24 protein-coding genes and 1 pseudogene are annotated in these 22,578 nt (G+C 53.7%); 14 read left to right on the top strand and 11 right to left on the bottom strand.

Translation table 11 applies throughout. From position 1 onward, the window contains the following. Positions 1-30: 30 nt before the first annotated feature. Entirely contained in the window at positions 31-1,038 is a 1,008-nt protein-coding gene (locus tag CLV88_RS18880) for a TAXI family TRAP transporter solute-binding subunit (RefSeq protein WP_106609969.1), read from the bottom strand. Positions 1,039-1,127: 89 nt separating this feature from the next. On the opposite strand from CLV88_RS18880, the gene CLV88_RS18885 reads away from it, so the two are divergent. Beyond that, positions 1,128-2,039: a LysR family transcriptional regulator gene (locus tag CLV88_RS18885; RefSeq protein ID WP_106609970.1), complete on the top strand. Its 912-nt coding sequence runs from the start codon at positions 1,128-1,130 to the stop codon at positions 2,037-2,039. Positions 2,040-2,350: 311 nt separating this feature from the next. Here CLV88_RS18885 and CLV88_RS23445 read toward each other — a convergent pair whose 3' ends face one another. The 5 genes and pseudogenes from CLV88_RS23445 to CLV88_RS18905 form a co-directional block, all read right to left on the bottom strand. Further along, positions 2,351-2,944, bottom strand: a complete 594-nt coding sequence (locus CLV88_RS23445; RefSeq protein WP_243403729.1) for a site-specific integrase — start codon at positions 2,942-2,944, stop codon at positions 2,351-2,353. Between the two features lie 132 nt (positions 2,945-3,076). After that, positions 3,077-3,376, bottom strand: coding sequence for a hypothetical protein (locus CLV88_RS23450; protein WP_243403730.1), 300 nt, complete (start codon positions 3,374-3,376; stop codon positions 3,077-3,079). Positions 3,377-3,390: 14 nt separating this feature from the next. Further along, a pseudogene (locus tag CLV88_RS23805) lies at positions 3,391-3,537 on the bottom strand (excisionase family DNA-binding protein); the annotation flags it as partial. 322 nt (positions 3,538-3,859) lie between these two features. After that, the gene (locus tag CLV88_RS18900; RefSeq protein ID WP_106609972.1) at positions 3,860-4,114 is read right to left on the bottom strand and encodes a hypothetical protein; all 255 of its coding nucleotides are present in this window, start codon (positions 4,112-4,114) and stop codon (positions 3,860-3,862) included. 38 nt (positions 4,115-4,152) lie between these two features. Continuing rightward, positions 4,153-4,443 (bottom strand): hypothetical protein, encoded by a 291-nt coding sequence (locus CLV88_RS18905; protein WP_133170010.1) that lies wholly within the window; start codon positions 4,441-4,443, stop codon positions 4,153-4,155. 144 nt (positions 4,444-4,587) lie between these two features. On the opposite strand from CLV88_RS18905, the gene CLV88_RS18910 reads away from it, so the two are divergent. Both CLV88_RS18910 and CLV88_RS23455 read left to right on the top strand, forming a co-directional pair. Next, positions 4,588-5,226, top strand: a complete 639-nt coding sequence (locus tag CLV88_RS18910) for a transposase (RefSeq protein ID WP_243403731.1) — start codon at positions 4,588-4,590, stop codon at positions 5,224-5,226. After that, positions 5,223-5,438, top strand: a complete 216-nt coding sequence (locus tag CLV88_RS23455) for a transposase (protein ID WP_243403732.1) — start codon at positions 5,223-5,225, stop codon at positions 5,436-5,438. Before CLV88_RS18910 ends, CLV88_RS23455 begins: the two co-directional genes overlap by 4 nt. A gap of 250 nt (positions 5,439-5,688) precedes the next feature. Here CLV88_RS23455 and CLV88_RS23810 read toward each other — a convergent pair whose 3' ends face one another. Together CLV88_RS23810 and CLV88_RS23080 are read right to left on the bottom strand one after the other, a co-directional pair. Further along, the gene (locus tag CLV88_RS23810) at positions 5,689-6,105 is read right to left on the bottom strand and encodes a helix-turn-helix domain-containing protein (protein ID WP_106609974.1); all 417 of its coding nucleotides are present in this window, start codon (positions 6,103-6,105) and stop codon (positions 5,689-5,691) included. Beyond that, the gene (locus CLV88_RS23080) at positions 6,000-6,392 is read right to left on the bottom strand and encodes a hypothetical protein (RefSeq protein WP_165798947.1); all 393 of its coding nucleotides are present in this window, start codon (positions 6,390-6,392) and stop codon (positions 6,000-6,002) included. Before CLV88_RS23080 ends, CLV88_RS23810 begins: the two co-directional genes overlap by 106 nt. A 409-nt stretch (positions 6,393-6,801) precedes the next feature. On the opposite strand from CLV88_RS23080, the gene CLV88_RS23625 reads away from it, so the two are divergent. The 3 genes from CLV88_RS23625 (at position 6,802) to CLV88_RS23460 (ending at position 8,393) form a co-directional block, all read left to right on the top strand. Beyond that, a complete protein-coding gene (locus CLV88_RS23625; RefSeq protein ID WP_279338364.1) occupies positions 6,802-7,131 on the top strand; it encodes a sulfatase-like hydrolase/transferase in 330 nt (109 codons plus the stop codon). 89 nt (positions 7,132-7,220) lie between these two features. Then, positions 7,221-8,156, top strand: a complete 936-nt coding sequence (locus tag CLV88_RS18925) for a sulfatase-like hydrolase/transferase (RefSeq protein WP_279338365.1) — start codon at positions 7,221-7,223, stop codon at positions 8,154-8,156. A 36-nt stretch (positions 8,157-8,192) separates the two neighbouring features. Further along, on the top strand, positions 8,193-8,393 hold the full coding sequence (locus tag CLV88_RS23460) for a hypothetical protein (RefSeq protein WP_243403733.1): 201 nt from the start codon (positions 8,193-8,195) through the stop codon (positions 8,391-8,393). A 267-nt stretch (positions 8,394-8,660) separates the two neighbouring features. Here CLV88_RS23460 and CLV88_RS18930 read toward each other — a convergent pair whose 3' ends face one another. Beyond that, positions 8,661-9,554, bottom strand: a complete 894-nt coding sequence (locus CLV88_RS18930) for a LysR family transcriptional regulator (RefSeq protein ID WP_106609976.1) — start codon at positions 9,552-9,554, stop codon at positions 8,661-8,663. Between the two features lie 81 nt (positions 9,555-9,635). On the opposite strand from CLV88_RS18930, the gene tcuA reads away from it, so the two are divergent. Continuing rightward, complete coding sequence (gene tcuA, locus CLV88_RS18935; RefSeq protein ID WP_106609977.1) at positions 9,636-11,018, top strand: FAD-dependent tricarballylate dehydrogenase TcuA; 1,383 nt, start codon at positions 9,636-9,638, stop codon at positions 11,016-11,018. Then, on the top strand, positions 11,008-12,075 hold the full coding sequence (tcuB, locus tag CLV88_RS18940; RefSeq protein WP_106609978.1) for a tricarballylate utilization 4Fe-4S protein TcuB: 1,068 nt from the start codon (positions 11,008-11,010) through the stop codon (positions 12,073-12,075). Before tcuA ends, tcuB begins: the two co-directional genes overlap by 11 nt. 131 nt (positions 12,076-12,206) lie before the next feature. On the opposite strand, the gene CLV88_RS18945 is transcribed toward tcuB, so the two are convergent. Further along, positions 12,207-13,265: a LacI family transcriptional regulator gene (locus CLV88_RS18945; RefSeq protein ID WP_106609979.1), complete on the bottom strand. Its 1,059-nt coding sequence runs from the start codon at positions 13,263-13,265 to the stop codon at positions 12,207-12,209. Between the two features lie 184 nt (positions 13,266-13,449). Between CLV88_RS18945 and CLV88_RS18950 the strand changes: the two genes are divergently transcribed. From CLV88_RS18950 to CLV88_RS18975, 6 genes are all read left to right on the top strand, one after another. Next, positions 13,450-14,676: an ABC transporter substrate-binding protein gene (locus CLV88_RS18950; protein ID WP_207797106.1), complete on the top strand. Its 1,227-nt coding sequence runs from the start codon at positions 13,450-13,452 to the stop codon at positions 14,674-14,676. Between the two features lie 72 nt (positions 14,677-14,748). Next, a complete protein-coding gene (locus CLV88_RS18955; protein WP_106609981.1) occupies positions 14,749-15,642 on the top strand; it encodes a carbohydrate ABC transporter permease in 894 nt (297 codons plus the stop codon). Further along, positions 15,635-16,540 (top strand): carbohydrate ABC transporter permease, encoded by a 906-nt coding sequence (locus CLV88_RS18960; protein ID WP_106609982.1) that lies wholly within the window; start codon positions 15,635-15,637, stop codon positions 16,538-16,540. The genes CLV88_RS18955 and CLV88_RS18960 overlap by 8 nt, the downstream gene beginning before the upstream one ends. A gap of 6 nt (positions 16,541-16,546) precedes the next feature. After that, positions 16,547-17,626 carry an ABC transporter ATP-binding protein gene (locus CLV88_RS18965; protein WP_106609983.1) on the top strand — a complete coding sequence of 360 codons (1,080 nt, stop codon included), beginning with the start codon at positions 16,547-16,549 and terminating at the stop codon, positions 17,624-17,626. Positions 17,627-17,694: 68 nt separating this feature from the next. Next, positions 17,695-18,435, top strand: a complete 741-nt coding sequence (locus tag CLV88_RS18970; RefSeq protein WP_106609984.1) for a sugar phosphate isomerase/epimerase family protein — start codon at positions 17,695-17,697, stop codon at positions 18,433-18,435. Between the two features lie 12 nt (positions 18,436-18,447). Next, positions 18,448-19,581: a Gfo/Idh/MocA family protein gene (locus tag CLV88_RS18975; protein ID WP_106609985.1), complete on the top strand. Its 1,134-nt coding sequence runs from the start codon at positions 18,448-18,450 to the stop codon at positions 19,579-19,581. A gap of 76 nt (positions 19,582-19,657) precedes the next feature. Here the strand turns inward: CLV88_RS18975 and CLV88_RS18980 are convergent, their stop codons facing one another. Further along, positions 19,658-22,450, bottom strand: a complete 2,793-nt coding sequence (locus CLV88_RS18980; protein ID WP_106609986.1) for a bifunctional aconitate hydratase 2/2-methylisocitrate dehydratase — start codon at positions 22,448-22,450, stop codon at positions 19,658-19,660. Positions 22,451-22,578 lie beyond the last annotated feature (128 nt).

The raw sequence follows: 22,578 nt of genomic DNA on the forward strand, positions 1-22,578 counted from the left end.
AGCGGATGCCGCCCGGCCATTTACCAGCGCTCAGGGGCGCAGTTCATCCGGAACCGAGAAGCCCGCTTCGTCATAGTAACGCAAGGCGCCGGGGTGCAGTGGAACGTTCACCGAGGTGAAGGCGCTCTCTTTGGTGACCTCTTTCAAGAAGAAGGCGGTTGCATGAACCTCATCCAGGTTCTCCCAAAAGGCTTTGGTCGCGCTGTAGACCACGTCATCGGAGACACCGGCATGGGTGCCAACGAACTGGGTAAAGCCAAGCGCCGTGATTTCGCCTGCTGTCAGCTGACCCTTGTAGACGTCACCGTCAAATTGCAGCATGCCGCGACCCGGGCGCCCGAACAGAGCTTTCATTTCGTCACTGGAAGTTTTGTCCTGCGGGATCGAGAGAACACGGAATTCACCTGAAAGGCCGAACCGTTCGATATTGGCCGATCCAATCTCGGCAGGGCGGACCATCATATCGATCTTGCCATCTGCCAGAGCCGCGTAACCTTCTCCCCAGCTCAGGCGTACTGCCTTGTAATCTTCGCCTGCCACATAACCCGTGATGATCTTAATGAGCGCCTCGGAGGTGGCCGAGGCTGAGCCAGCAGGCGGGCCAGTGAACACGGTTTTGCCTTTGAGATCTTTCCAACTCTCAATACCAGACCCGGCCAGCGTCACCGGGTGGTAAGCGCCGGCCTTGAAACCGAGAATGGCACGAATGTTCTTCGAAAGCTCGCCCGCACCTTCGACGTTCACATACATCCTCTTTTGACCTGCCATCAGGTTCACCAACGAAGGCACGGTCGAGAAAAAGTCGATATCGCCCTTGGCACCCTTGAGCATCGATTTTGTCAAAGTCTGTCCGGCGTTCACCTGAATTTCGACATCTGCCTTACCGGCCTGATTGGCGAAGGCGACAAACATGGTGTGAACCGGATCACCCACACCTGCGGTTTCGCCTTTGAAGATTTCCGCGGACCCTGCGCTGGGCAGTGTCAGAGCAAGTGTTGCGGCCAGAACCGTTCGGCCCAGTGATTTGAAATGAAACATGGTGTCCTCCCATTGACGTTCCTGTCACGCTAGCATTTTCAATTGATATGGAATAATCAAACTTTTACCCCTATACATACCAGATAGATATGAAACTGGATCCAAAATATCTGGCCCAGCTCTCGGTTATCGTCGAGGCAGGCTCGTTTCAGTCCGCGGCAAACCGGCTGGGCACAACGCAACCCGCGCTCAGCCGAAACATGAAAACACTCGAGGCGCGGCTGGGGACACCCCTATTCCAACGGGAGGGCCGCCGCTCAATCCCGAACAGTCTGGGCATACGTCTGGCTCGAAACGGGCTGGCGATCCGATTGGCCGAAGAACAGGCCGGGATCGTTGCGGACCAGACAGCGAAAGGATCGGTTGGCGAATTGCGCATCGGCGCCCCGCCCATTGTATCGGGTAGGTTTCTAAGCGATCCCCTGACTGAATTCATAAAGGCGAATCCCAATTGCAGTATCGAGATACGCACCGGACTGGTCCACGAACTTCGCACGATGCTGGAACGAGGGCAGGTTGATATTGTCTTCGGTCCAAAAAGCTTGGCTGAACCCATAGCAGGGCTGGAGTTCGAAGAGCTGATTGATGACGGCGTTGGAGTCATGTGTCGAACCGGCCATCCGTTGACTTCACGCAAACAGATCATGGCCTCTGATCTCGAGGCACAGATATGGCTTGCTCACTCGCGGGGCAGTCTGCTGAGACAGCAAACAGAGGCTGCGATGATCGCGTCTGGCGTGCGATCAATGCAGATAGGGTGCGAGACGGACTCTATTCGATCGGTACTTGAGATCGTGGCCGAAACGGACCTCATCACAACGATGCCGATGGCAACCACTTTGCCATATCTTGGCGACCGGCTGGAGTTTCTAACGTTTGACCATCCCCAATTCCACAGGCCATTGGGAGCCATTCGACGAAGAGCCTCGTCTTCCAGCAGGACAGAAGACCGATTCCTGTGGCTGTTGAAGCAGAGAATTGGTGGCCCTTCTTCGACGTGATGTGAATGGGAAACTGTCTTCAAGCAGGCGGCAAATTTTTTGGAGGTCAGAATATGCGGCTATGACCTTGATCCGTTAGGTCTGCGCAACGGTCACTGGTGAAAGTCTAAATTCTATTTTGGGCCAACGCTGCCTTCGAGTTCAATTGAATTCAAGATGAATCTAATTTGCACATATTTTAGCACAACAACTGTTAGCTATTATTGGCAAAAATCAATTTTTTATCTCACAACTAACTCCTAAGGGGCAGGTTGCAGGTTCGAACCCTGCCGGGGTCGCCAAATTAACAACATAAAAACAAATACTTGGCTTTAATCAAGGGGGTTTCCCTCTGGTTCGTTGGACCAAGCGACGCCTTTTTTCTCAAGCGAACCTGCCGCATGACGCAAATAATCTGGCGAATACTGGCTGTATGTGGACCGGGTCATGCTCGGGTTTGAATGGCCCAAGTGCTGCGCGATTTCCTCAATCGGCTCTCCGGCTTCGGCCATGAACCGGCCGGCGTTTCGCCGCAGATCATGCGGGCTGCAGCGTTCTTTCCCGGCTCGGATCACCGCCGCACTAAAGCCCTTCTTGATTGACTTCACCTGGCGGCCATCCCACTCGACGACATATCTGCTTAGCGCCGCCTCTCGGGCGTCGTGGAGCGCGGCCATCAGAGTGTCATTGATCGGAACGGTTGCGCGGCCTTTCTTAGGGCCTATGTCGTTTGTAGCCGGTTTGATAATGCGGCGCTCGAAGTCCACCCGGTCCCAAGTCAATTCGAGAATAGCCCCTGAGCGGCCTGTGGTGGTGAGCATCAACAGTATTGCCAGTCGAATATGCGGGTCAATGGCTGATGCTATAAGCTTCTCGGCTTCGGAGGTTGTAAGGTAGCGGTCGCGCGGCGGTGGGGCCGGGGGCATGGTAGTGCTAGACGCTTTGTGGATCGGGTCGGATTTATGCGCCCAAAGCTGGGACGAGCGGAGACAGCCGAGTTCTGTTCTGATCGTCGAGTCCTTAACGTCGTGTGAGCGCGGCAGGTCGGTATAGGCGCGTCAATCATCTTTGGTGGTCTGCGTGGCGGAAAGGTGGCCGAGTTCTTGGAGCACATTGCGGCCCACTTGCTCCAGCTTTGCGGCTAGGCGTCTTTCGCCCATTTCGATTTGATAGGCATCCCATATTTGGGCAACTGTCATTCTCACCTCTGGGGCGGAGATGCGCAAGATCAGGTCGCGGGCTTCGCGCTCGGCTTCATTTGGCGTGTCTGCCGCAAGACGATAGCGGCGGCGTCCGCTCGTTTCGTTCCACATGACAACAAATCGTCCTTTGAGGCGTCCGATCCTGTAATCCCGCATTCGTGGTCCTCCACAGTTTGCCTTGCGGTTCTGAACAAGCGCCCGCCGACTCGGAAGGCTCGCGGTTCACCACTGCGGATCATGGCGCGAATTGTTTCGCCAGAGCAAACCCAGCGCTCCGCGAGTTCGTCGGGTGTATATGGTCTGGTGTCGAGCATCATTCCTCCCTTTCCGGCTTTTCGTTCGGCCTCAGCCCTTGCCGCTCATACAACGGTGTCATGCTGCGTAGACTTGGCGACAGAGGCTAGTTGCAAGCAGGGCAGAGGGGTCGGGGTTGTTTGGCGCGGGTCATCTCACTTCTCTTCTGTCTCGGTGTGGTTGAGGGCGGCGCGGATTTCTTCCGCGTCATCTATCCGCCCTCCTGCTCTGGGGGAGTGTTAAGTATCGGCATCTTGGTACACCCCACATATTTTGCAGCGACGCCGCTGGAACGGTAACCACACGCCTCCCACTTGGTCTAATCGTGGTCACACTCTGGTTCTTTTAGAAGTAGCCATCGGAACAGTCGGCGCACCACTCGTTCTCTTGTTGTGTGGCGGGGGCCGTGTACGTTGCTCGAACGGTCACTCCGGTCTTGGTTTTCCGGACCCACAGGCTGCGCTCTGGTCGATCAGAAGACCAGTGGCCGTAACCATAATGTTGGCCGTGCGGCTTTTCTTTATCGGCAAGAACATTATCCGCCAATTTGAGGGCTAGAGGGCGTTCTTGCTTTTTGATGTTCTGCAATCTGATATGCATCAAACCTTCCCCCTGGCTCTCAGTGCGGCGGCGCTGCCCTAGTGGACCTTAAGTCGATCTTTCACCCATTCAGGAAACTCGGATTGGCCTGTGGTGAGATCGTATGAGCCTTCCTCATTGACCAAAATTTTGATCTGCTCGTCATGCCACTGCGCCGCTTCGTCCCATATCTCGTTCTCTGGGCGGGCGGGTTGGATCAGTCCGGCAAGGTGCTTAGCGCGTCGCTTACTAACCGCGACCAATGCATCTTCTGGCGTCTCCCAGCCTCCGATATCGTTCGTGAACCAGCAATTCGCGACCCAACGCGTTGCGTCGTCCGACCACAACACCACGCAGTCTTAGCCCGAAGCATGGTAGCGTTCGCCACCGACTAGCCATACAAGCGGCTTCACCACCACGCCTTGCGCCTGTTGGTCGGCAAGCTCTGCATTCACCCGGTCCAGTTCGGCCGAGGCCCTGTGTGCAGCCAGCGGATGGCGATTGATGCCAGCCTGATCGAAGCGGATGCAAACCGGCAGTTCTCGGCACCAAAGGAAGAATGGGATACGAAATGCATCGATCTGGATGCGGCCCCACGTGCTGTTCGCGAGTATCAAGACACCTTGGATGAGGCGGCGTTTGGTGCTGCAAGCGAGGTCCAGCCAACGTTCACACCCTTTTCTGATCCAGCGAACCTGTGGACAGCGGCCCGCAAAGGACCAGCATTCTTTGCATATTCTGACAACTATCTCATCGATACCGATTATGGTGTCATCGTTGATGTTGAAGGCACCCGTTCAATACGGCAAGCTGAAGTCGGTTCAACGAAGACCATGTTGGATCGGGTCAAGGACAGGTTCGATCTCGAACCAGAATGGTTGATCGCAGATACAGCCTACGGTTCAGGGCCAATGCTAGGCTGGTTGGTTGATCGCGACATCGCGCCACATATCCCAGTGATCGATAAAGCGGGCGCACCGACGGAACATGGTCCTGTGCAGGCTTCGAATGGGATGCGCAAAATAACCAACTTATCTGCCCCGAGGGAGAACCGCTTAAGTAGTTCCGCCGGAATTGCTCTGACCCAAATCGAGATCCGACGGGCAAAGGTGTCGCGCGATATCGCGCGTTGAAGGGAACTTGTCAGGCTTGTCCCTCGAAGAACAATTGTTGCCCGAAGGCAGACGCACGCAAGGTCACCGGCGAAGAGCACGAAGACGCCAGAGATGTTGCCCGCGCCATCAGAAAAACACAGCAGTACAAGGTCTCATCCAAACTGCGAAAGAAAGTCGAAATGCTTCTCGCCCACCTCAAGCGCATCCTTGGGCTAGGGCGGTTGCGATAACGTGGCCCATGCGGCGCAAATGACGAATTCCTCCTCGCCGCAACCGCCCAAAAGCTCCGCAAACTAGCCAAAATCTTTCCTGTACCGCGGCAAGCGGGCAAAGCTTGACAAGAAAGGCGCTCGGGCCTTTTTAGATCGCCGCTTTCTGTGACCGCGGCACGTTGCTTTTCGACAGGATGGATGAAAAGCAGACCTTCGCTGCAAATTTAGCAAAAGGCATCTTTAGGCAGAATAGAAAACCTCTAACCGGTCACCGACGCTCTAGAGTTTCTGACGGTCGCTCATCAAACAATTCTCGGTATTGCTGAGCAAACCGCCCATAATGATTAAAGCCGTTCTGAAGCGCTACAGATTTGACCATTCCACGTTGTGGTTCACGATGTCGGAGTGACTTGTAGGCTTGATTGAGTCGTTTGCTTCTCAAACAAGCCGAAGGTGAGGTACCCACACTTAGATTGAAGGCTGCGTGGATAGTTCTTTCTGCGGTATCCGATTTGCTGCAGAGTTCAAGAATACCTACCGAGCGATGGCCAAAGGCCCTTGAGTAGTCCTCAACTCGCTTTACAGTTTTATCAGCATCAATGCTGGTGCTCGATGCAGTTGCGGTATCAGCGACTTCAACAACCGCAAGATAAAATTGACCTCCAACGCGTCGAGATAACTGCAAAACAGGCGCGGGGTCTCGGTCTCATGTTGGTCATAGCCCGCCGCTACATTCAACAACCTCAGCGCTTGAGAGCGTAGCCCATACGCGGTCTTCTTGGTGCGGTTTATTGGCTTTGAAAGCTTGTTCGGATCAATCTCACCAACTCCGGAAACAGCGGAAATCAAATCCCAAAACTTTTTCTTGGGTGTCGTAAACACAATGGTTCGCCATCTTTCAGGCCCAAGGAACTCCACTTCCCCATCAGCTCTTTGAACTATAAGAGCGTCATCATTGGCTTCGTAACCCAACCATTTCCCGGGTGATGATTGCTGAGCTGGAAGTCCAAGGGCGGCACTCCCAGGCGGCGTTATGCCTTGATAACCGACGCGGTTGCCCCAGTAGACGTCTCAATTGCCTCTCACCGCATTGGAGCACCGAAGTTCGGCCTTCAAACCCACCGCCATCAATCAAATCATATCGTTGGTCCCAACCCAATTCTAACTCGCGAATTTCCTCGAAATCACGGGTGTGAAGGTTCGCAACAAAGAACTCGGTCGGATCAAACATCGGTCAAAAGCGATCACCAAAACCAAAAAACACAATTCCAATGAATCTTTGGTTCTGCAGTTTTCGGACACATTATGGTTTTGGGAAATTCGCTTCGTTGCTGCATCCTTGGAGGCGTCAGGCAAAGAATTTGTTACGCTGGAGTGATCAATGCGTGTCTCACACAACATGCGATTGGCCGGTGCTGTTTGTTTTGGGCTTTCCATTTCGACATTGGCGTCGGCACAAGAACAGCCAAACATATTGGTCATCATGGGCGATGACATCGGCTATTTTAACATCTCGACCTACAACCAAGGCATGATGGGCTATGAGACGCCCAACATTGACCGGATCGCCAAAGAAGGCATGTTTTTCTCCGATACCTATGGTGAGCAGAGTTGTACCGCCGGCCGTGCGGCGTTCTTAACCGGCCAGTTGCCTGTATGTACAGGCCTGACAAAAATCGGTTTGCCCGGCGCACATCTCGGTATGCGCTAAGAGGATCCCACGATGGCCGAATATTTGAAATCAAAAGTTTATGCCACAGGGCAGTTCGGCAAAAACCACTTGGCGACCGTGATGAGCATTTGCCAACTGAACATGGTTTTGACGAGTTCTTTGGCAACCTCTACCACCTGAATGCGGAGGAAGAGCCTGAAGGCGATTACTATCCCAAAGATCCAGCCTTTCGCGAGAAATACGGCCCTCGTGGTGTGATCAAATCCTCCGCAGATGGCGAAGTGCAGGACGCCGGTCCGCTTACCTTAAAACGCATGGAAACCATGGATGAGGAAATCATGGCAGGCGCGGTGGATTTCATTGACCGGGCTGTGGCTAAGGAGAAGCCATTCTTTGTCTGGTTCAACGCCACCCGCATGCACATCTGGACCCATTTAAAGCCCGGAGCTCTAGGCCGCACGGACATTGGCATTTATCCGGATGGCATGGTCGAACATGACGACCACGTCGGCATGTTGCTTGCCAAGCTCGGAGAGCACGGAATCGATGACAACACCATTGTGATTTACTCCAGCGACAACGGTGCTGAACCCTGGACATGGCCAGATGGCGGTCAGACACGCTTCAAGGGCGCCAAGGGCACAAACTGGGAAGGCGGCCACCGCGTGCCTCTTATTGTTCGCTGGCCTGGAACCATCGCGCCGGGCACCGTCCATAATGACATCATTATCCACATGGACTGGATGCCGACGCTTGCCGCCGCGGCCGGTGCTCCGACCCTCGCCGAGGATATGAAGGCTGGCACGACCATGAACGGTAAGGGCTGGAAAGTGTATTTGGATGGGCACAATTTCATGCCGTACTTCTCTGGTGACGAAGACAAAGGACCACGCGATAGTTACCTTTACTTTGGTATGGACTCAAACCTGAACGCTGTGCGGTATGGCGATTTCAAAGCGCACTTCCGCTGTCAAACCGGTTCGGCCAATGCACTAGGTGGATCTTACTACACCACGCCGATTTCACCTCTGGTGTTCAACCTGCGCGCGGGTCCTTTTGAGTGAGCGTGGGAAAACTCGGGGGCTTGGGAAATTTTTGCGATGGATCAGCTTTGGCTGTTTGTGCCGCTTCGGCAGGTGGTGGCCAACTTCCTGCGTACCATCCCAGAGTTTCCGCATCAGCCTGGGTCGTCCTTGTCGGTGGCAGGCATAAGTTTAGATTTGTTCCGCCGTGCCGACGCGCTTCAGCAGTTGAATTCCGTTGTTGATCGGTTGGACCAGCTCGAAGGCCATTCGCGATAGCGCCGTAAGTATCGGGCGGCGGAGTGTGTTTCCGCCGCCAGTTTTTGCCTTCCGACAATCAAGGTTTTCCAAACGCACAATCTCCATTCTGGCAGTATCTTTCTTGTGGGTGGTGGCCTATGGACACGATCAAACGGCGGCTTTGATCCACCCGTAGCGGGGTGAGATGCAGTAGGTGGGACTTAGCCAAATCGTCCGGATGCCATATGCTATCGGGGCCTTCGACATGATCAATCAGAGCGTTTTGATTAGCATATAAGGCCCTGTTCAGACTTGAGCGCGGATAGCTTGTTTCAGTTTTAGGACCATTGGAGTGTCCGCCTGACCGGCGCGTGACAGCAATCCTACTGTACGTACAATGCCGGGTTCTTGAAGAATGCAGTATCCAACGCGTGCGGGATCGATGGCAGACATCGGTAATAGCGCGGCGCCCATGCCGCTGGTCACGAGATCCAGCGCGGTTGTGCTGCGCCCGGCCTCAAAACTCCATGCAATGCTGAGTCGTTCGCGCGCCAGGGACTCGTCGATGAGGAGGCGGTTTCCAGTGCCGCGCGCCGGCAATATCAACGGCATATCGACCAGCGCGCTGAGTGGTAAGTCGCGCGTTCCATCCAGAGCGCTTTCTAGGTGAACAGCGAGAACGATGGCGTCGTCTAGAAGAGGTTCGAATTCGGTGGTGGGCTCCAGCATTGGTATCGAGCATAGACCAAAGTCTGCGTCCCCTTGAACTACGGCCTCGGCTACTTCGTTTGCGGACCCGTCAAGAAGACGCACACGCAGGTTTCCCCCGCTCGCCTGAACAAAACGAATTGCTGGTGTTATGAAGCGCGTCGTGACTGTTGGCACGGTGGCAATTGTAACGATGGCTTCCCGTTGATGTGCAAATGATACGCTGGCATCTTGCATCGCGCGGCTCGTTTCCCGAGCATCGTTTACCATTGCTTCGGCTCGTGGCTGCAGCCGCTTTGCCGCCAGAGTGGGTTTTACGGTGCGCGTGGTGCGCTCGAACAATGGGCTTCCCAGTGCTTGTTCCAACTTTCGGATGCGGCGCGTGATGGCCGATTGCGACAGGTTTAAACGCGCGCCTGCCGCATGAAAAGAACCGGTTTCCTTGACCGCCAGAAAGGCTTCGAGATCGCCGAAGTCATAATTAATGCTCATAGCGCATTAATTGAGCATAATACATCATTTGTCAAATCAACGTGGGGCGTAGTATGCGAGGCGGAACCAAGGAAAGTAGCCATGACCCAGTACGATATTGCAATCATAGGCGGAGGGAATGCCGCGTTGTGTGCCGCCATGACTGCGGCTGAGGCTGGTGCACGGGTTGTTATTCTTGAGACGGCGCCAAAACCCTATCGGGGCGGCAATTCGCGCCACACACGCAATTTCCGTTGTATGCATTCCGGCCCATTGGGACCCTTGGTGGACGACTACAGTGAAGAAGAATACCTAGCCGATTTGATCAAAGTTACGGATGGCAAGACAGATGAGCATCTTGCGCGATTGGCCATTCGAACGTCGCAAGAATGTCTGCCTTGGATGGAAGAACGTGGCGTTCGGTTTCAGCCGTCTTTGTCTGGTACGTTGTCGCTGGCGCGTACCAACGCGTTTTTCATGGGAGGTGGCAAAGGTCTTGTGAACGCGTACTACCGCACTGTCGAAAAGCTTGGGGTTGATGTGCTTTATGAGGCCGCTGTGATCCATCTTGAGCTTGACGGGGACAAGATCGCCCGGGTCGATTACACGCATCAAGGGGCCACGCATCGGATTGAGCCAAGGGCGGTCATCGTCGCGTCAGGCGGGTTTCAGGCTGATACCGAATGGCTGACGCGCGCGTGGGGCGATCCGGCGAAGAACTTTTTGATACGCGGTACGCCGTACAACCGAGGCGTGGTGCTCGCGGACCTGCTGGATCAGGATGTCTCAAGCGTTGGCGACCCTACTCAGTGCCACGCGGTGGCCATAGACGGTCGCGCGCCGAAGTTTGATGGTGGTATTGTCACGCGGCTGGACTGCGTACCGTTTTCGATTGTCGTCAACAAAGATGCTGAACGGTTTTACGACGAAGGCGAGGATGTCTGGCCGAAGCGCTATGCGATCTGGGGGCGTTTGGTGGCAGCGCAGCCGGATCAGGTTGGCTTTGTGATTATTGATGCCAAGTCCCTGAACCTGTTTATGCCGTCGGTCTTTCCACCGCTTAAGGCGGATACATTGGAAGAACTTGCCGGGATGATGGACCTGCCTGCTGACAAATTGCGCCAAACGGTTGAGACCTTTAATGCGGCTTGTGGTGACGCCACTGGATTTCATCCAACCGAGTTGGACGGGGTGGCCACATCAGGAATTACGCCGCCCAAAACCAACTGGGCGCGGCCCATCGTTGAGCCGCCATTCTACGGCTACAGCTTACGCACCGGGGTCACTTTTACTTATCTTGGCCTAAAGGTTGACGATACTGCGCAGTGCAGCACAGCAGACGGCCCGATCCAAAACCTTTGGGCGGCAGGGGAAACCATGGCCGGGTCCATTTTAGGGCAAGGGTATCTGGCCGGGTTCGGCATGACCATTGGAACCGTCTTTGGACGCATCGCAGGACGTGAGGCCGCAGCCTATGCAAACTGAATTGTTACAAGAAGCGCGCCGTCAGGCGGAGATCTGCAATGCCTGTCGATACTGCGAGGGTTATTGTTCCGTTTTTCCTGCGTTGCACGCTGAACGTGCCTTTGCGGACGGGGATCTGACACAGTTAGCAAACCTGTGTCATAACTGTCGCGGGTGCTATTATGCCTGTCAATACACCGCGCCGCATGAGTTTGACTTGAACTTGCCAGCTGCATTGGCGGAAGTACGCCGGGACAGCTGGGAAAGTTTTGCATGGCCGCAACCACTTGCGCGGCGGTTCCACAGCCACGGTGGCGCCATTGCTTTGGCGCTTGTGATCGGTTTTGCGGCGCTGTTTATGGCTATTCGTGCCATAGGCTCGGAAGGAGGGGAGGGTTTTTATGCGGTATTATCGCACAACGCGATGGTCGCGATATTTGCGCCGACCTTTCTTTTGCCGTTGGTCAGCGTGGCGGTTAGCTTGAAGCGTTTTTGGCAAGAAGTTGGTGGGCAAGCCATGGCGTTGGCCGACATCAAAACAGCCTTTAAACGTGCAGGCAAGATGCAGGATCTGGCTGCCGGGCATGGCGAGGGGTGCAATTTTGAAGACGAAGACCGATTTAGCCAAGGGCGGCGCCACGTCCATCAGGCGGTTATGTACGGTTTCTTGCTGTGTTTTGCATCGACGTCAGTCGCGACAGTCATGCACTATGGTTTGGGCTTGCATGCGCCCTATGGGTTCTGGTCGCTTCCAAAACTATTTGGTGTTTCGGGCGGTATTTTGCTCACGATTGGCTGTGTCGGTATGGTCATGCTTAAGCTGAAGTCAGATCGCTCACTTGGGGACAGCGCGGCGTGGGGCGGTGATATAGGCTTTATTTTGTTGTTGGGCTTTGTCGGCTTCAGTGGGCTGGTTTTGTATGTGCTGGGCGGGAGCGTGTTTATGCCTGCGCTGCTTGCGATACATTTGGGCGCCGTCTTGACGTTGTTTGTTTTGACGCCTTTTACCAAGATGGCGCATGGGTTCTACCGGCTCGCGGCATTGATACGGGATGCACAGCGCAAGCGGCTTTCCTAGAGCGACCAGAGAGTGTGACGCCAAACGAGGTTGGCGATTGGTGTTTCAATCCAGTGTAGACACACTGCTGTCGTCCCAACCGACAAGAATTTGAGCGTGATCTGACGCATTGATATTAGATCCTGGGTAGGTCACCGCGGAGTGGCCACAGGAATTTCTAGATGCTGCATGAGCGGTTGGTCGGGGTGTAGCAGTTGACGCATGACCGCTTTGGCCAGAAAACTGCCAGCATGGCTAACATCTTCGAATTCGACGATAATGTCCTCGCGAAACATCTTTAGAAGAGGGATAACTTCCTTGGTGTAAACATCAATGCTTTCTCCGAGTGACAGCCCTTGTTGTTCAATCGCGACAATTGCGGCAATCGCCACTTTGGAAGATGAACATAGGATGGCGTCTATGTCTGGTGAGTGTGTAAGGCGATGCGTTATCCAGTGGCGAATTGCATCTGAGGAACGATCGCTATCTACGTTCTGAGCTATACGGTATGCAAGGCCAAGTTTGGGCGCGGTTTCCTCTAACCCTCGGATCATATCTTGCGCATAGTTCTGATTGGCCGGTGGCAATATCGCATGGATGTTTTTGCGGCCGCGCGCGGCGAGATTTTTTAGGGCAGCACAGACAAACGCTTGGTTGTCGTAGTCATAATAGGCGTGTTTATCACACCACTCTGTCCGACCATGTGTTGCAAACGGAAACCCGTGTTTTAAGAGATACTCAACACGTTGGTCGCGCGGCTCGGTCATGTTGAAAATGACGGCGTCTGCTGAATGGGTCTCGACGATATACTTGATGGGGCGCAGCGAATCTTCGTCCGGAAACCAAGGCAATGCATTCAGATGAAACGGTGTGCCGCGCAGCTCGAGGGCAATCGAGTTTGTCAATTTGGCTGAGTTGTTGATGACCTCGCCTTCTGCTGGGACAACAAGTGTGATCACATTTGTTCGACCCGTTCGCAGGCGGACGCCCGCGCGGTTCGGAACATACCCAATGGCGTCTGCTATGCTGCGTACCATCTCCTTGGTGCTTTGGCCGATATCGGGTGCATCGCCCAATGCGCGAGATACAGTAGCCACCGCTAAACCACTGATCCGGGATATAGTTTTCTGCGTCGGGCGCTCTCCTGGCAGAACCAATTGCCTTAGTTCTTCAGCGCTCAGGTTTTCGATTTTTGCCGAATTCCGTTTCATCGCATCCACTCCACGCACTCAAGTTTGCAGCCTGCTCGCTATCTGTTTGGCCTACTCAGTTTTCTCACTGCTTACCAGTCCCGGAACACCCTATCATCTATAGTGGGTGCAAAAAAACACTTGCAACAAAAATCTATAACGATATAGAAATTTACTATAACGTTATAGATCAGGGAGGATGGTCATGAATCGGATTTCGAAATTGCTATCAGTAACAGCGATTGTTGCGGCGTCCAGCGCGTCTGCTACCGAGTTGGAGGTGATGCACTGGTGGACTTCAGGCGGTGAAGCGGCCGCAGTGAAAGAATTCGCCGACGCTTTCAATGGTACAGGCAACACTTGGGTTGATGCCGCAATCGCGGGTGGTGAAGCGGCGCGGGCGGTCATGGTGAGCCGTTTGACCGGTGGAGATCCGATGGGAGCCTTTCAGTTCAATCACGGACGACAGGCCGAAGAGTTGATAGAAGCTGGATTGCTGCGCGACATTACAGATATTGCCGAAGCTGAGGGTTGGAAAGATATCGTGAACCCGCCTTCTTTGCTGGATGCGTGTACGGTTGACGGACGCATCTATTGCGCCCCGGTTAATATTCACTCTTGGCAGTGGATTTGGCTTTCTCATAAAGCCTATGATGATGCGGGAATACCCGTGCCATCCAACTGGACAGAATTTGTGGCGGCCGCGCCGGCATTGACCGAAGCAGGTAAGCTACCGTTGGCTTTGGGTCAGCAAGGTTGGCAGCAGCGCGGCTTGTTCAACGTTCTTTTCGCGGCTCTTGTTTCGAATGACGTTTTCCTCTCCGTCTATCGGGATAAGGATGCCGAAGTTGCCGCTGGAGCCGAAGTCGCTGCAATCTTTGGCGCCGCTAGCGATGCTCGTGCTATGGCGGCGGGCTCTACGGTTCAGAATTGGAACGACGCGACCAATCTGGTCATTACTGGTCAGGCCGGAGGCCAGGTCATGGGCGACTGGGCGCAGGGCGAATTCGCCGTGGCAGAACAGGTTGCTGGTGAAGACTATAGCTGTTTGCCTGGATTGGGCATGACCGAATTGTTGAGCACGGGTGGCGACGCATTCTATTTCCCGGTACTGAATGATGATGCCGAAAAAGCTGCGCAAGCGGAGCTCGCCGCGCTGATGTTGAAACCAGCAACGCAGGTGGCATTCAATCTCAAGAAGGGGTCTTTGCCCGTTCGCGGCGACATCGATCTTTCGACGGCAAATGATTGCATGCAGAAGGGTCTTGAGTTGTTGTCAAGCGGCGCGTTGTTGCCGGATACAGCGATGCTGAACACTCCAGATACGGCTGACCAGATCAGCACATTGTTTGTTGAGTTCTTTTCCGATCCGACGATCACGGCTGAAGACGCACAAGCACAGTTTGTGAAGATTATCGAAAACGCCGAATAATCAAAAATCAGTCAGCCCAAGCTTATTTTGGGCTGACTGATTGGTGTAATAACCTTATCTGGAGACGAGCTCATGGCCGATGCGCGCCCGAGCCAACTCTTCCGCAACAAGTCTGCAAAGATCGCAGCGATCCCAATGATCGTGACGGCGTTGTTTGTTTTTGTCGGCGGGACAGCCTGGACAATAGTTTACAGTTTTACCAAATCTGGCCTCTTGCCCCGGCTTAAGTGGGTCGGCCTAGATCAATATGAACGCCTGTGGTCAACGAAGCGTTGGATCGTGTCCATCGAAAACCTAATGATTTACGGGCTGAGCATGTTGGTGTTGGTCTTTGTGATCGGCTTCATTTTGGCGGCATTGATCGATCAGAAAATTCGATTTGAGAACACGATCAGAACCGTGATTTTGTACCCTTACGCGTTGAGCTTTGTGGTGACCGGTCTGGTGTGGCAATGGATTTTGAACCCGGAATTTGGGATTGAGAGCATTGTGCGAAGCTGGGGGTGGGAGTCATTTGCCTTCGACCCGCTTTATAATGCTGACATAGCGATTTTTGGCGTTCTGATTGCCGGGCTTTGGCAGGGTAGCGGGCTTGTTATGGTTCTGATGCTTGCCGGGTTGCGTGGGATCGATCAGGAGGTCTGGAAGGCGGCGCGTGTCGACGGCATTCCGGCTTGGAAGACTTACATATTCATCGTCATTCCAATGATGCGACCAGTCTTTATCACGACCCTTGTGCTGGTCGTGACGGGTATCGTAAAAATTTACGATTTGATCGTGGCGCAGACTGGTGGTGGCCCAGGCATATCGACTGAGGTCCCAGCAAAATACGTCTATGACATGATGTTTCAGGCAAACAATCTGGGCCAAGGATTTGCGGCTTCTACAATGATGCTGCTGACCGTTGCACTGGTTGTGATCCCTTGGGCATTCCTCGAATTCGGAGGCTCGAAAAAACGTGGTTGATATCACCTCTTCCCAGCTGTCAGGTCCGCAAGGTCCGAAGCCGCGCAAGGCACTTTCGCGCCGCAATATTCTGCTCTACGGCACCTTGTTTGTCGTCACGGTTTATTATGCACTACCGCTCTATGTTATGATCGTGACATCGCTGAAGGGTATGCCAGAGATCAGGCTTGGCAATATCTTTTCCCCACCTGTCGAGGTGACCTTTGAACCATGGGTCAAAGCCTGGGCGCAGGCCTGTACAGGCCTGACTTGCGATGGGTTAAGCACCGGCTTTTGGAATTCGGTCAGGATCACGATCCCGTCGGTCATATTGTCGATCGTGATTGCTTCGGTGAACGGGTATGCGCTGGCCAACTGGAAGTTCAAAGGCGCTGACGCCTTTTTTACTATCCTGATTTTTGGCGCCTTTATCCCCTATCAAGTGATGCTCTACCCAATTGTGATTATGCTGCGCGAAATCGGCCTTTATGGGTCGCTTACGGGTCTTGTGATTGTTCACACAATTTTTGGCATGCCAATCCTGACTTTGCTATTTAGAAACTACTTCACGTCACTGCCAGAGGAACTTTTTAAGGCGGCGCGCGTGGATGGAGCCGGGTTTTGGGGGATCTATTTCCGCATCATGGTTCCGATGTCGCTGCCTATTTTCACGGTTGCAATGATCTTGCAGGTGACTGGGATTTGGAACGATTTCTTGTTTGGGGTCGTCTATACGAGACCGGAATCCTACCCGATGACTGTTTCGCTCAACAATATCGTAAATTCGACGCAGGGCGTGAAAGAGTACAACGTCAACATGGCCGCAACCATCATTACAGGCCTTGTTCCACTCACGATCTATTTCGTTTCAGGAAAACTCTTCGTCCGCGGTATCGCCGCCGGCGCAGTCAAGGGGTGATGCCTTATGAATAAGTCAGTTGAAATCAAAAACCTCGATCTGGAGTTTGGCGCTGTTAAGGTGCTTCAGAACCTTAATCTGGATATCGGAAAGGGTGAATTCCTGGTCCTTCTTGGATCGTCGGGATGTGGCAAATCCACATTGCTAAATTGCATTGCGGGACTGCTTGATGTCACGGCCGGGCAAATTCACATCAACGACAAAAATGTGACATGGGCTGAACCGTCAGAGCGTGGTATCGGCATGGTTTTCCAGTCTTATGCGCTTTACCCGCAAATGAACGTTGAGGGAAATTTGTCTTTTGGTTTGAAGAACGCAAAATTGCCGAAGGATGAAATTGCAAAACGGATCAAGCGTGCGTCGGAAATTTTGCAGATCGAACCTCTTTTGAAACGCAAACCGGCGGCTCTGTCCGGAGGGCAACGACAACGGGTCGCCATTGGTCGCGCTTTGGTTAGGGATGTCGATGTATTTCTGTTTGACGAGCCGCTTTCGAACTTGGACGCAAAACTGAGAGCGGACCTGCGGGTCGAGATCAAACGCTTGCACCAGAATCTCGGCAATACAATGGTTTATGTGACACATGACCAGATCGAGGCGATGACGCTGGCTGATCGGATTGCGATTATGCGAGGTGGTCAAATCATGCAGTTGGATTCTCCGGAGGAGATCTATGGTCGCCCGGTGAACAAATATGTTGCCGGTTTCATTGGTTCGCCTTCGATGAACTTTCTGGAAGGACGAATTGAGGGTGACGTGTTCTTGGTGGGTGATCTCGCCATACCGCTCGCTGGTTACGAATTTGCCAGCGGTAATGCCGTGAGCGGCGAGGCGTCTTTGGGAATTCGGCCTGAACACGTGGTGACCGGCGAGTTGGTTGGCAATGCGCCGTTTCAGATCGACATTGATGTCAGCCTGATTGAGCCGACGGGGTCAGATACCTTGGTTGACTGTGAAGTTGCGGGACATCCATTCCGCGTGCGCATGGATGGTCAAGCAAAGATTAAGGTTGGGGAGCGATTGCGCCTCGGTCTTGACCTGTCCAAAGCCTCTCTTTTTGACAAGACGTCAGAGTTGCGGCTGTGAACTAAGAAAACAGAATTCGAAATGTTAACGGCCGGCCTATTGGCCGCGCTTTGTTTGGAGGACTAAAAATGCCTGCTATTTCTTACCAGCTCTATTCTTCTCGCAATTGGGATGTTGAAGAAACGTTCAAAATGTTGGCTGAGTTGAATGTGAAAGAAGTTGAAGGTTTTGGGCCATATCTGGACGATCCAGAGAGAACTAGGACCTTGCTTGATGAGCATGGGATGGCGATGCCGACCGCGCACTTTGCGCTCGATCTGGTGGAGAAAAACCCGGAAGAGGCCATCGCAATAGCCAAGACGATTGGAATAAATACAATTTTTGTACCGTTTTTGGCGCCTGATGACCGGCCAACAACGGCGGAAGGTTGGAGAGCATTTGCAGCGCGATTAGCCAGTGCGGGAGTTCCGATCGTGGAGGCCGGGCTGAAATTTGGGTGGCACAATCACGAATTTGAGCTGATCCCGGTGGATGGCATCATGCCGCTGGATGTTATTGCCGAAGCATCGGATGACATCATGATCGAGTTGGATTTGGCGTGGGTTAAAGTGAGCGGACAAGATCCGGTAGAGTGGCTGAAGAAGTATGCCGGCCGTGTGGCGGCTGCGCATGTTAAGGACATTGCACCCACCGGCGAAAACGCCGACGAAGATGGTTGGGCAGATGTTGGGCATGGAACCATGAACTGGCCTGAAATCAAGGCGGCAATGGATGCAGCAGATGTTCAGCGTTACATCATCGAACATGACAACCCGAGTGATCACAAGCGGATGGCGTCACGCTCGCTGGCAAGTGTTCAAGCGTTTTGAGGCGAAACTAATATGACTATTTCTGGTGTTGGTATCGTCGGATGTGGCAATATCTCGGCGTCTTACCTCAAGCTTGCGCCGTTGTTTAATTTTCTGGATGTCCGGGCGGTTGCAGATTTGAACATGGATGCCGCCCGCGCACGAGCAAGTGAGTTTAATGTGCGCGCGGAGACAATCGAAGGTCTGCTGGCGGCGGAGGACATCGAGATTGTTGTTAATCTCACCGTGCCTGCGGCCCATTTTGAAGTTACAAAGCGGATTTTGGAGAGCGGTAAACACGCCTACTCGGAAAAGCCGTATGTGCTGTCGTTGGAAGAAGGAGAGGCGCTGCGCGAAGTCGCGAGCGAAAGGGGCCTTCGTGTGGGCTCGGCACCGGATACATTTCTAGGCGGTGCACACCAGTTGGCGCGTGCTGTGCTGGACGAAGGGTTAGCGGGCGAAATTGTTGGAGGGACGTGCCATGTAATGTCGCATGGCATGGAGGCGTGGCACCCAAATCCTGACTTTTTCTTTCAAACGGGTGGGGGGCCGGTACTCGACCTTGGACCATATTATATCACGAATTTGGTTCAGTTGATCGGCCCGGTGAAGGCAGTGACGGCGATGGCGTCGGCCAGTTTCTCCACGCGAACCATCGGCAAAGGTCCGCGACTGGGAGAGACGGTACCTGTTGAAACGCCAACAAACATTCATGCCATTCTGGAGTTTCGGAACGGAGCCTTGATCACGCTGGGTGCAAGTTGGGATGTTTGGGCGCATCGCCACAAAAACATGGAACTCTATGGAGAGAAGGGATCGCTCTTTGTACCCGATCCTAACTTCTTTGGGGAGGCCGTCCAATTTGCAGGAGAAAATGGCTCCATCGAGGAAGTTCCGAGCCGTGACCATCCGTTTGGAGTGCCCAATGATACGGATAATGCAGGGATTGGACGCGCGAATTACCGCTGCGCAGGACTTGCCGACATGGCGGCGGCCATTGCGGAAGGTCGGCCACACCGCTGCAGTCTGGAGTTGGCGACACATGTTGTTGAAGTGATGACGGCGGTCCTTAAATCGGCGAAAGACCGACAGTGGATTGAAATGTCGACGACCTGTGAGCGCCCTGCGCCATTGACTCCCGAGCAGGCAAGCCAATTGTTGCGCTGAAGATTAGCAAAAGGTTAGCCAGCAAAAAGCCCAGCCAGAAAACTGGCTGGGCTTTTCTTACGACCGAAAACTTCGATCAGAAATGTACGGAACGCGCACCCAGCGGAGTTTGCTTCGGCGGCGCAAACTTGGTCAGATCAATGCCCTTGACGGCGGTTTTGTACTCTTCAATCGTCGGAGTACGACCAAGGATGGCAGAGAGTACCACAACCGGGGTTGAACCAAGCAGCGATTCACCTTTCTTGGTCGCGCTGTCTGCAACCACACGGCCTTGGAACAGACGTGTGGACGTAGCCAGAACGGTGTCGCCCTTGGCGGCTTTTTCCTGGTTACCCATGCAAAGGTTACAGCCGGGGCGTTCGAGGTAGAGAATATTCTCATACTCGGTCCGGGCCGTTGTCTTGGGGGCGTTGTCATCGAATTCAAAGCCGGAGTACTTTTGCAGCACTTCCCAGTCACCTTCTGCCTTCAACTCGTCGATAATGTTGTAGGTTGGTGCGGTGACCACGAGCGGCGCGTTGAATTCGACCGAACCTTGCGACTCTTCAAGATTGCGAAGCATCTGGGCGACGATCTTGATGTCACCTTTGTGAACCATGCAGGAGCCGACAAAGCCCAGATCCACCTTCTTTTCCGCTTTGTAGAAAGAAATTGGGCGGATCGTGTCGTGAGTGTAGCGCTTGGACACATCCACGTTATTGACATCGGGGTCCGCGATCATTGGTTCGTTGATCTGATCTAGGTCGACGACCACTTCGGCGGAATACTTGGCATTGGCATCCGGGGTCAGGGCAGGCTTTGCGCCCGATTTGATTTCGGCAATGCGGGCGTCAGCCTTGGCGATCAAGCTGGCGAGCATTCCGTTATCATGCTCCATGCCTTTGTCCATCATGATCTGAATACGCGACTTGGCGAGTTCCAGCGACCCGATCAGTGTTTCGTCATTCGAGATACAAACCGATGCTTTGGCCTTCATTTCGGCTGTCCAGTCGGTGAAGGTAAAGGCCTGATCCGCAAGCAGCGTTCCGATATGCACCTCGATCACACGGCCCTGGAAGACGTTGTCGCCATGCTGCGCGAGCATTTGCGCCTGAGTGGCGTGCACAACATCGCGGAAATCCATGTGGTCGGCCATTTGTCCTGTGAAGGTCACCTTAACCGATTCCGGAACAGGCATCGACGCCTCACCAGTAGCCAGCGCAAGCGCGACGGTACCGGAGTCCGCGCCAAAGGCCACGCCTTTTGACATGCGCGTGTGGCTGTCTCCGCCAATGGTAACGTCCCAGTCGCTTACAGTGATGTCGTTCAGCACCTTGTGGATAACATCGGTCATCGCATGATATTCGCCCTTGGGGTCACGCCCGGTGACGAGGCCGAAATCGTTCATGAACTTCATCAGACGCGGTGTGTTGGCCTGAGCCTTGAGGTCCCAAACGGACGCCGTGTGACAACCGGACTGGTACGCGCCATCAACAGTGGGCGATACGACGGTAGCCGCCATCGCCTCTAGTTCCTGCATGGTCATCAGACCCGTGGTGTCCTGACTGCCCACGATGTTCACGGCGACGCGGACGTCGGAACCGGCGTGCAATACCTTGCCCGGAGTGTTGCCACGTGCATTGGCGTTGAAGATTTTCTCAACGGCGGTCATGCCCTGACCTTCATGGCTGATTTCCTTGGATGGGGCAAAGACCGACTTGAGCTCGACGCCCAAAGTCTCGCAGGCAAGCGTCTGCAGCTTCTTGCCAAAGACAATGGCGTAAGAACCGCCCGCCTTCATGAATTCCATCTTTTGTGGCGTGAAGGAAGAGGACATGTCCACCAGCTCTTCACCGCCTTCGGCGCTATAGAGTTTCTTATCTTTAGTGTTGATTTTGAGAACCGTGCCGGTCTCGACAGAGTACTTCTGCTCAAGGATTGGGTTGCCATCGTTGTTTAGGATCGCCTTGCCGTCAGCATCCACCTTCTTGACCCAATTCTTCAAGTCGACACCTATGCCGCCGGTCACGCCAACAGTGGTCAGGAAAATCGGCGAGATGCCGTTGGTGCCAGCAACGATTGGCGCAAAATTAACAAAAGGCACATAGGGGCTGGCTTGTTTGCCTGTCCAAAGGGCCACGTTGTTGACGCCCGACATCCGTGATGATCCGACACCCATCGTACCTTTTTCGGCGATAAGCATAACTCGCTTGCCGGGGTGTTGCAGTTTGAGGGCTTGGATCTCTTCTTGCGCCGTCTCGGAAATAAAGCACTTACCATGCAGTTCCCGGTCAGAGCGGGAGTGAGCCTGATTGCCGGGGGACAAAAGGTCGGTCGAGATGTCACCTTCGGCTGCAATGTATGTGACAACTTCGATTTCTTCGTCGATGTCAGGAAGAGTGGTGAAGAATTCCCCAGCTGCGTAGCTCTCCAGGAGCGATTTTGCGATGGCGTTGCCCGCTTTATAGGCGGCCTCGATGCGGTCCGTGTCGGCCTCATAGAGGAAGACTTGCGTTTTAAGCACGTCAGCGGCCTTGGTGGCCAATTCGGCTTTTTCGCTCAAAGCAACATCCAGAAGAACGTCAATGGATGGGCCACCTTTCATATGCGACAAAAGCTCAAAGGCGTAGTCAACTGAGATTTCTTCAACGACGGTTTCACCCAATACGATTTCTTTGAGAAATCTTGCCTTCGCGCCTGCCGCGCTCGTTGTTCCGGGCAATGTATTGTAGATCAAGAAATTCAGGGATTGTGCGCGATGCTTGTTTTCGGTTTCCTTGATTTGAGCAATAATTTCTTCAGTCAGTGCCGCGTCGTCAATCGGCTTAGGGCTCAACCCTTGATCTTTGCGGGTTTCGATCTCTTCGAGGTATGTGATGTACAAGCTCATGGCGGTCCCAGCTACTAAGTGTCAAATTGCGTTCACACATCGGAAACGAGTGTCATTGTCTGCCGAGCGTGCTTTGTATGCGGCGGTATACCAAAATTGCCGGAAGCGCAAGTGTCCGCTCTGTAGCA

The organism is Shimia abyssi (assembly GCF_003014475.1).
In the GTDB taxonomy this organism is placed as follows: domain Bacteria; phylum Pseudomonadota; class Alphaproteobacteria; order Rhodobacterales; family Rhodobacteraceae; genus Shimia; species Shimia abyssi.

Bases quoted from the DNA above. Each gene is read 5' to 3' on its own strand.
- CLV88_RS18910 (WP_243403731.1), top strand. From the start codon at position 4,588: ATGGCGATTGATGCCAGCCTGATCGAAGCGGATGCAAACCGGCAGTTC.
- CLV88_RS23625 (WP_279338364.1), top strand. From the start codon at position 6,802: ATGCGTGTCTCACACAACATGCGATTGGCCGGTGCTGTTTGTTTTGGG.
- CLV88_RS18930 (WP_106609976.1), bottom strand. From the start codon at position 9,554: ATGAGCATTAATTATGACTTCGGCGATCTCGAAGCCTTTCTGGCGGTC.
- CLV88_RS18880 (WP_106609969.1), bottom strand. From the start codon at position 1,038: ATGTTTCATTTCAAATCACTGGGCCGAACGGTTCTGGCCGCAACACTT.
- CLV88_RS18900 (WP_106609972.1), bottom strand. From the start codon at position 4,114: ATGCATATCAGATTGCAGAACATCAAAAAGCAAGAACGCCCTCTAGCC.
- CLV88_RS18970 (WP_106609984.1), top strand. From the start codon at position 17,695: ATGCCTGCTATTTCTTACCAGCTCTATTCTTCTCGCAATTGGGATGTT.
- CLV88_RS23450 (WP_243403730.1), bottom strand. From the start codon at position 3,376: ATGCGGGATTACAGGATCGGACGCCTCAAAGGACGATTTGTTGTCATG.
- CLV88_RS23460 (WP_243403733.1), top strand. From the start codon at position 8,193: ATGGATCAGCTTTGGCTGTTTGTGCCGCTTCGGCAGGTGGTGGCCAAC.
- CLV88_RS18950 (WP_207797106.1), top strand. From the start codon at position 13,450: ATGAATCGGATTTCGAAATTGCTATCAGTAACAGCGATTGTTGCGGCG.
- CLV88_RS18965 (WP_106609983.1), top strand. From the start codon at position 16,547: ATGAATAAGTCAGTTGAAATCAAAAACCTCGATCTGGAGTTTGGCGCT.
- tcuA (WP_106609977.1), top strand. From the start codon at position 9,636: ATGACCCAGTACGATATTGCAATCATAGGCGGAGGGAATGCCGCGTTG.
- CLV88_RS18975 (WP_106609985.1), top strand. From the start codon at position 18,448: ATGACTATTTCTGGTGTTGGTATCGTCGGATGTGGCAATATCTCGGCG.
- tcuB (WP_106609978.1), top strand. From the start codon at position 11,008: ATGCAAACTGAATTGTTACAAGAAGCGCGCCGTCAGGCGGAGATCTGC.
- CLV88_RS18955 (WP_106609981.1), top strand. From the start codon at position 14,749: ATGGCCGATGCGCGCCCGAGCCAACTCTTCCGCAACAAGTCTGCAAAG.
- CLV88_RS18980 (WP_106609986.1), bottom strand. From the start codon at position 22,450: ATGAGCTTGTACATCACATACCTCGAAGAGATCGAAACCCGCAAAGAT.
- CLV88_RS18885 (WP_106609970.1), top strand. From the start codon at position 1,128: ATGAAACTGGATCCAAAATATCTGGCCCAGCTCTCGGTTATCGTCGAG.
- CLV88_RS23445 (WP_243403729.1), bottom strand. From the start codon at position 2,944: ATGCCCCCGGCCCCACCGCCGCGCGACCGCTACCTTACAACCTCCGAA.
- CLV88_RS18945 (WP_106609979.1), bottom strand. From the start codon at position 13,265: ATGAAACGGAATTCGGCAAAAATCGAAAACCTGAGCGCTGAAGAACTA.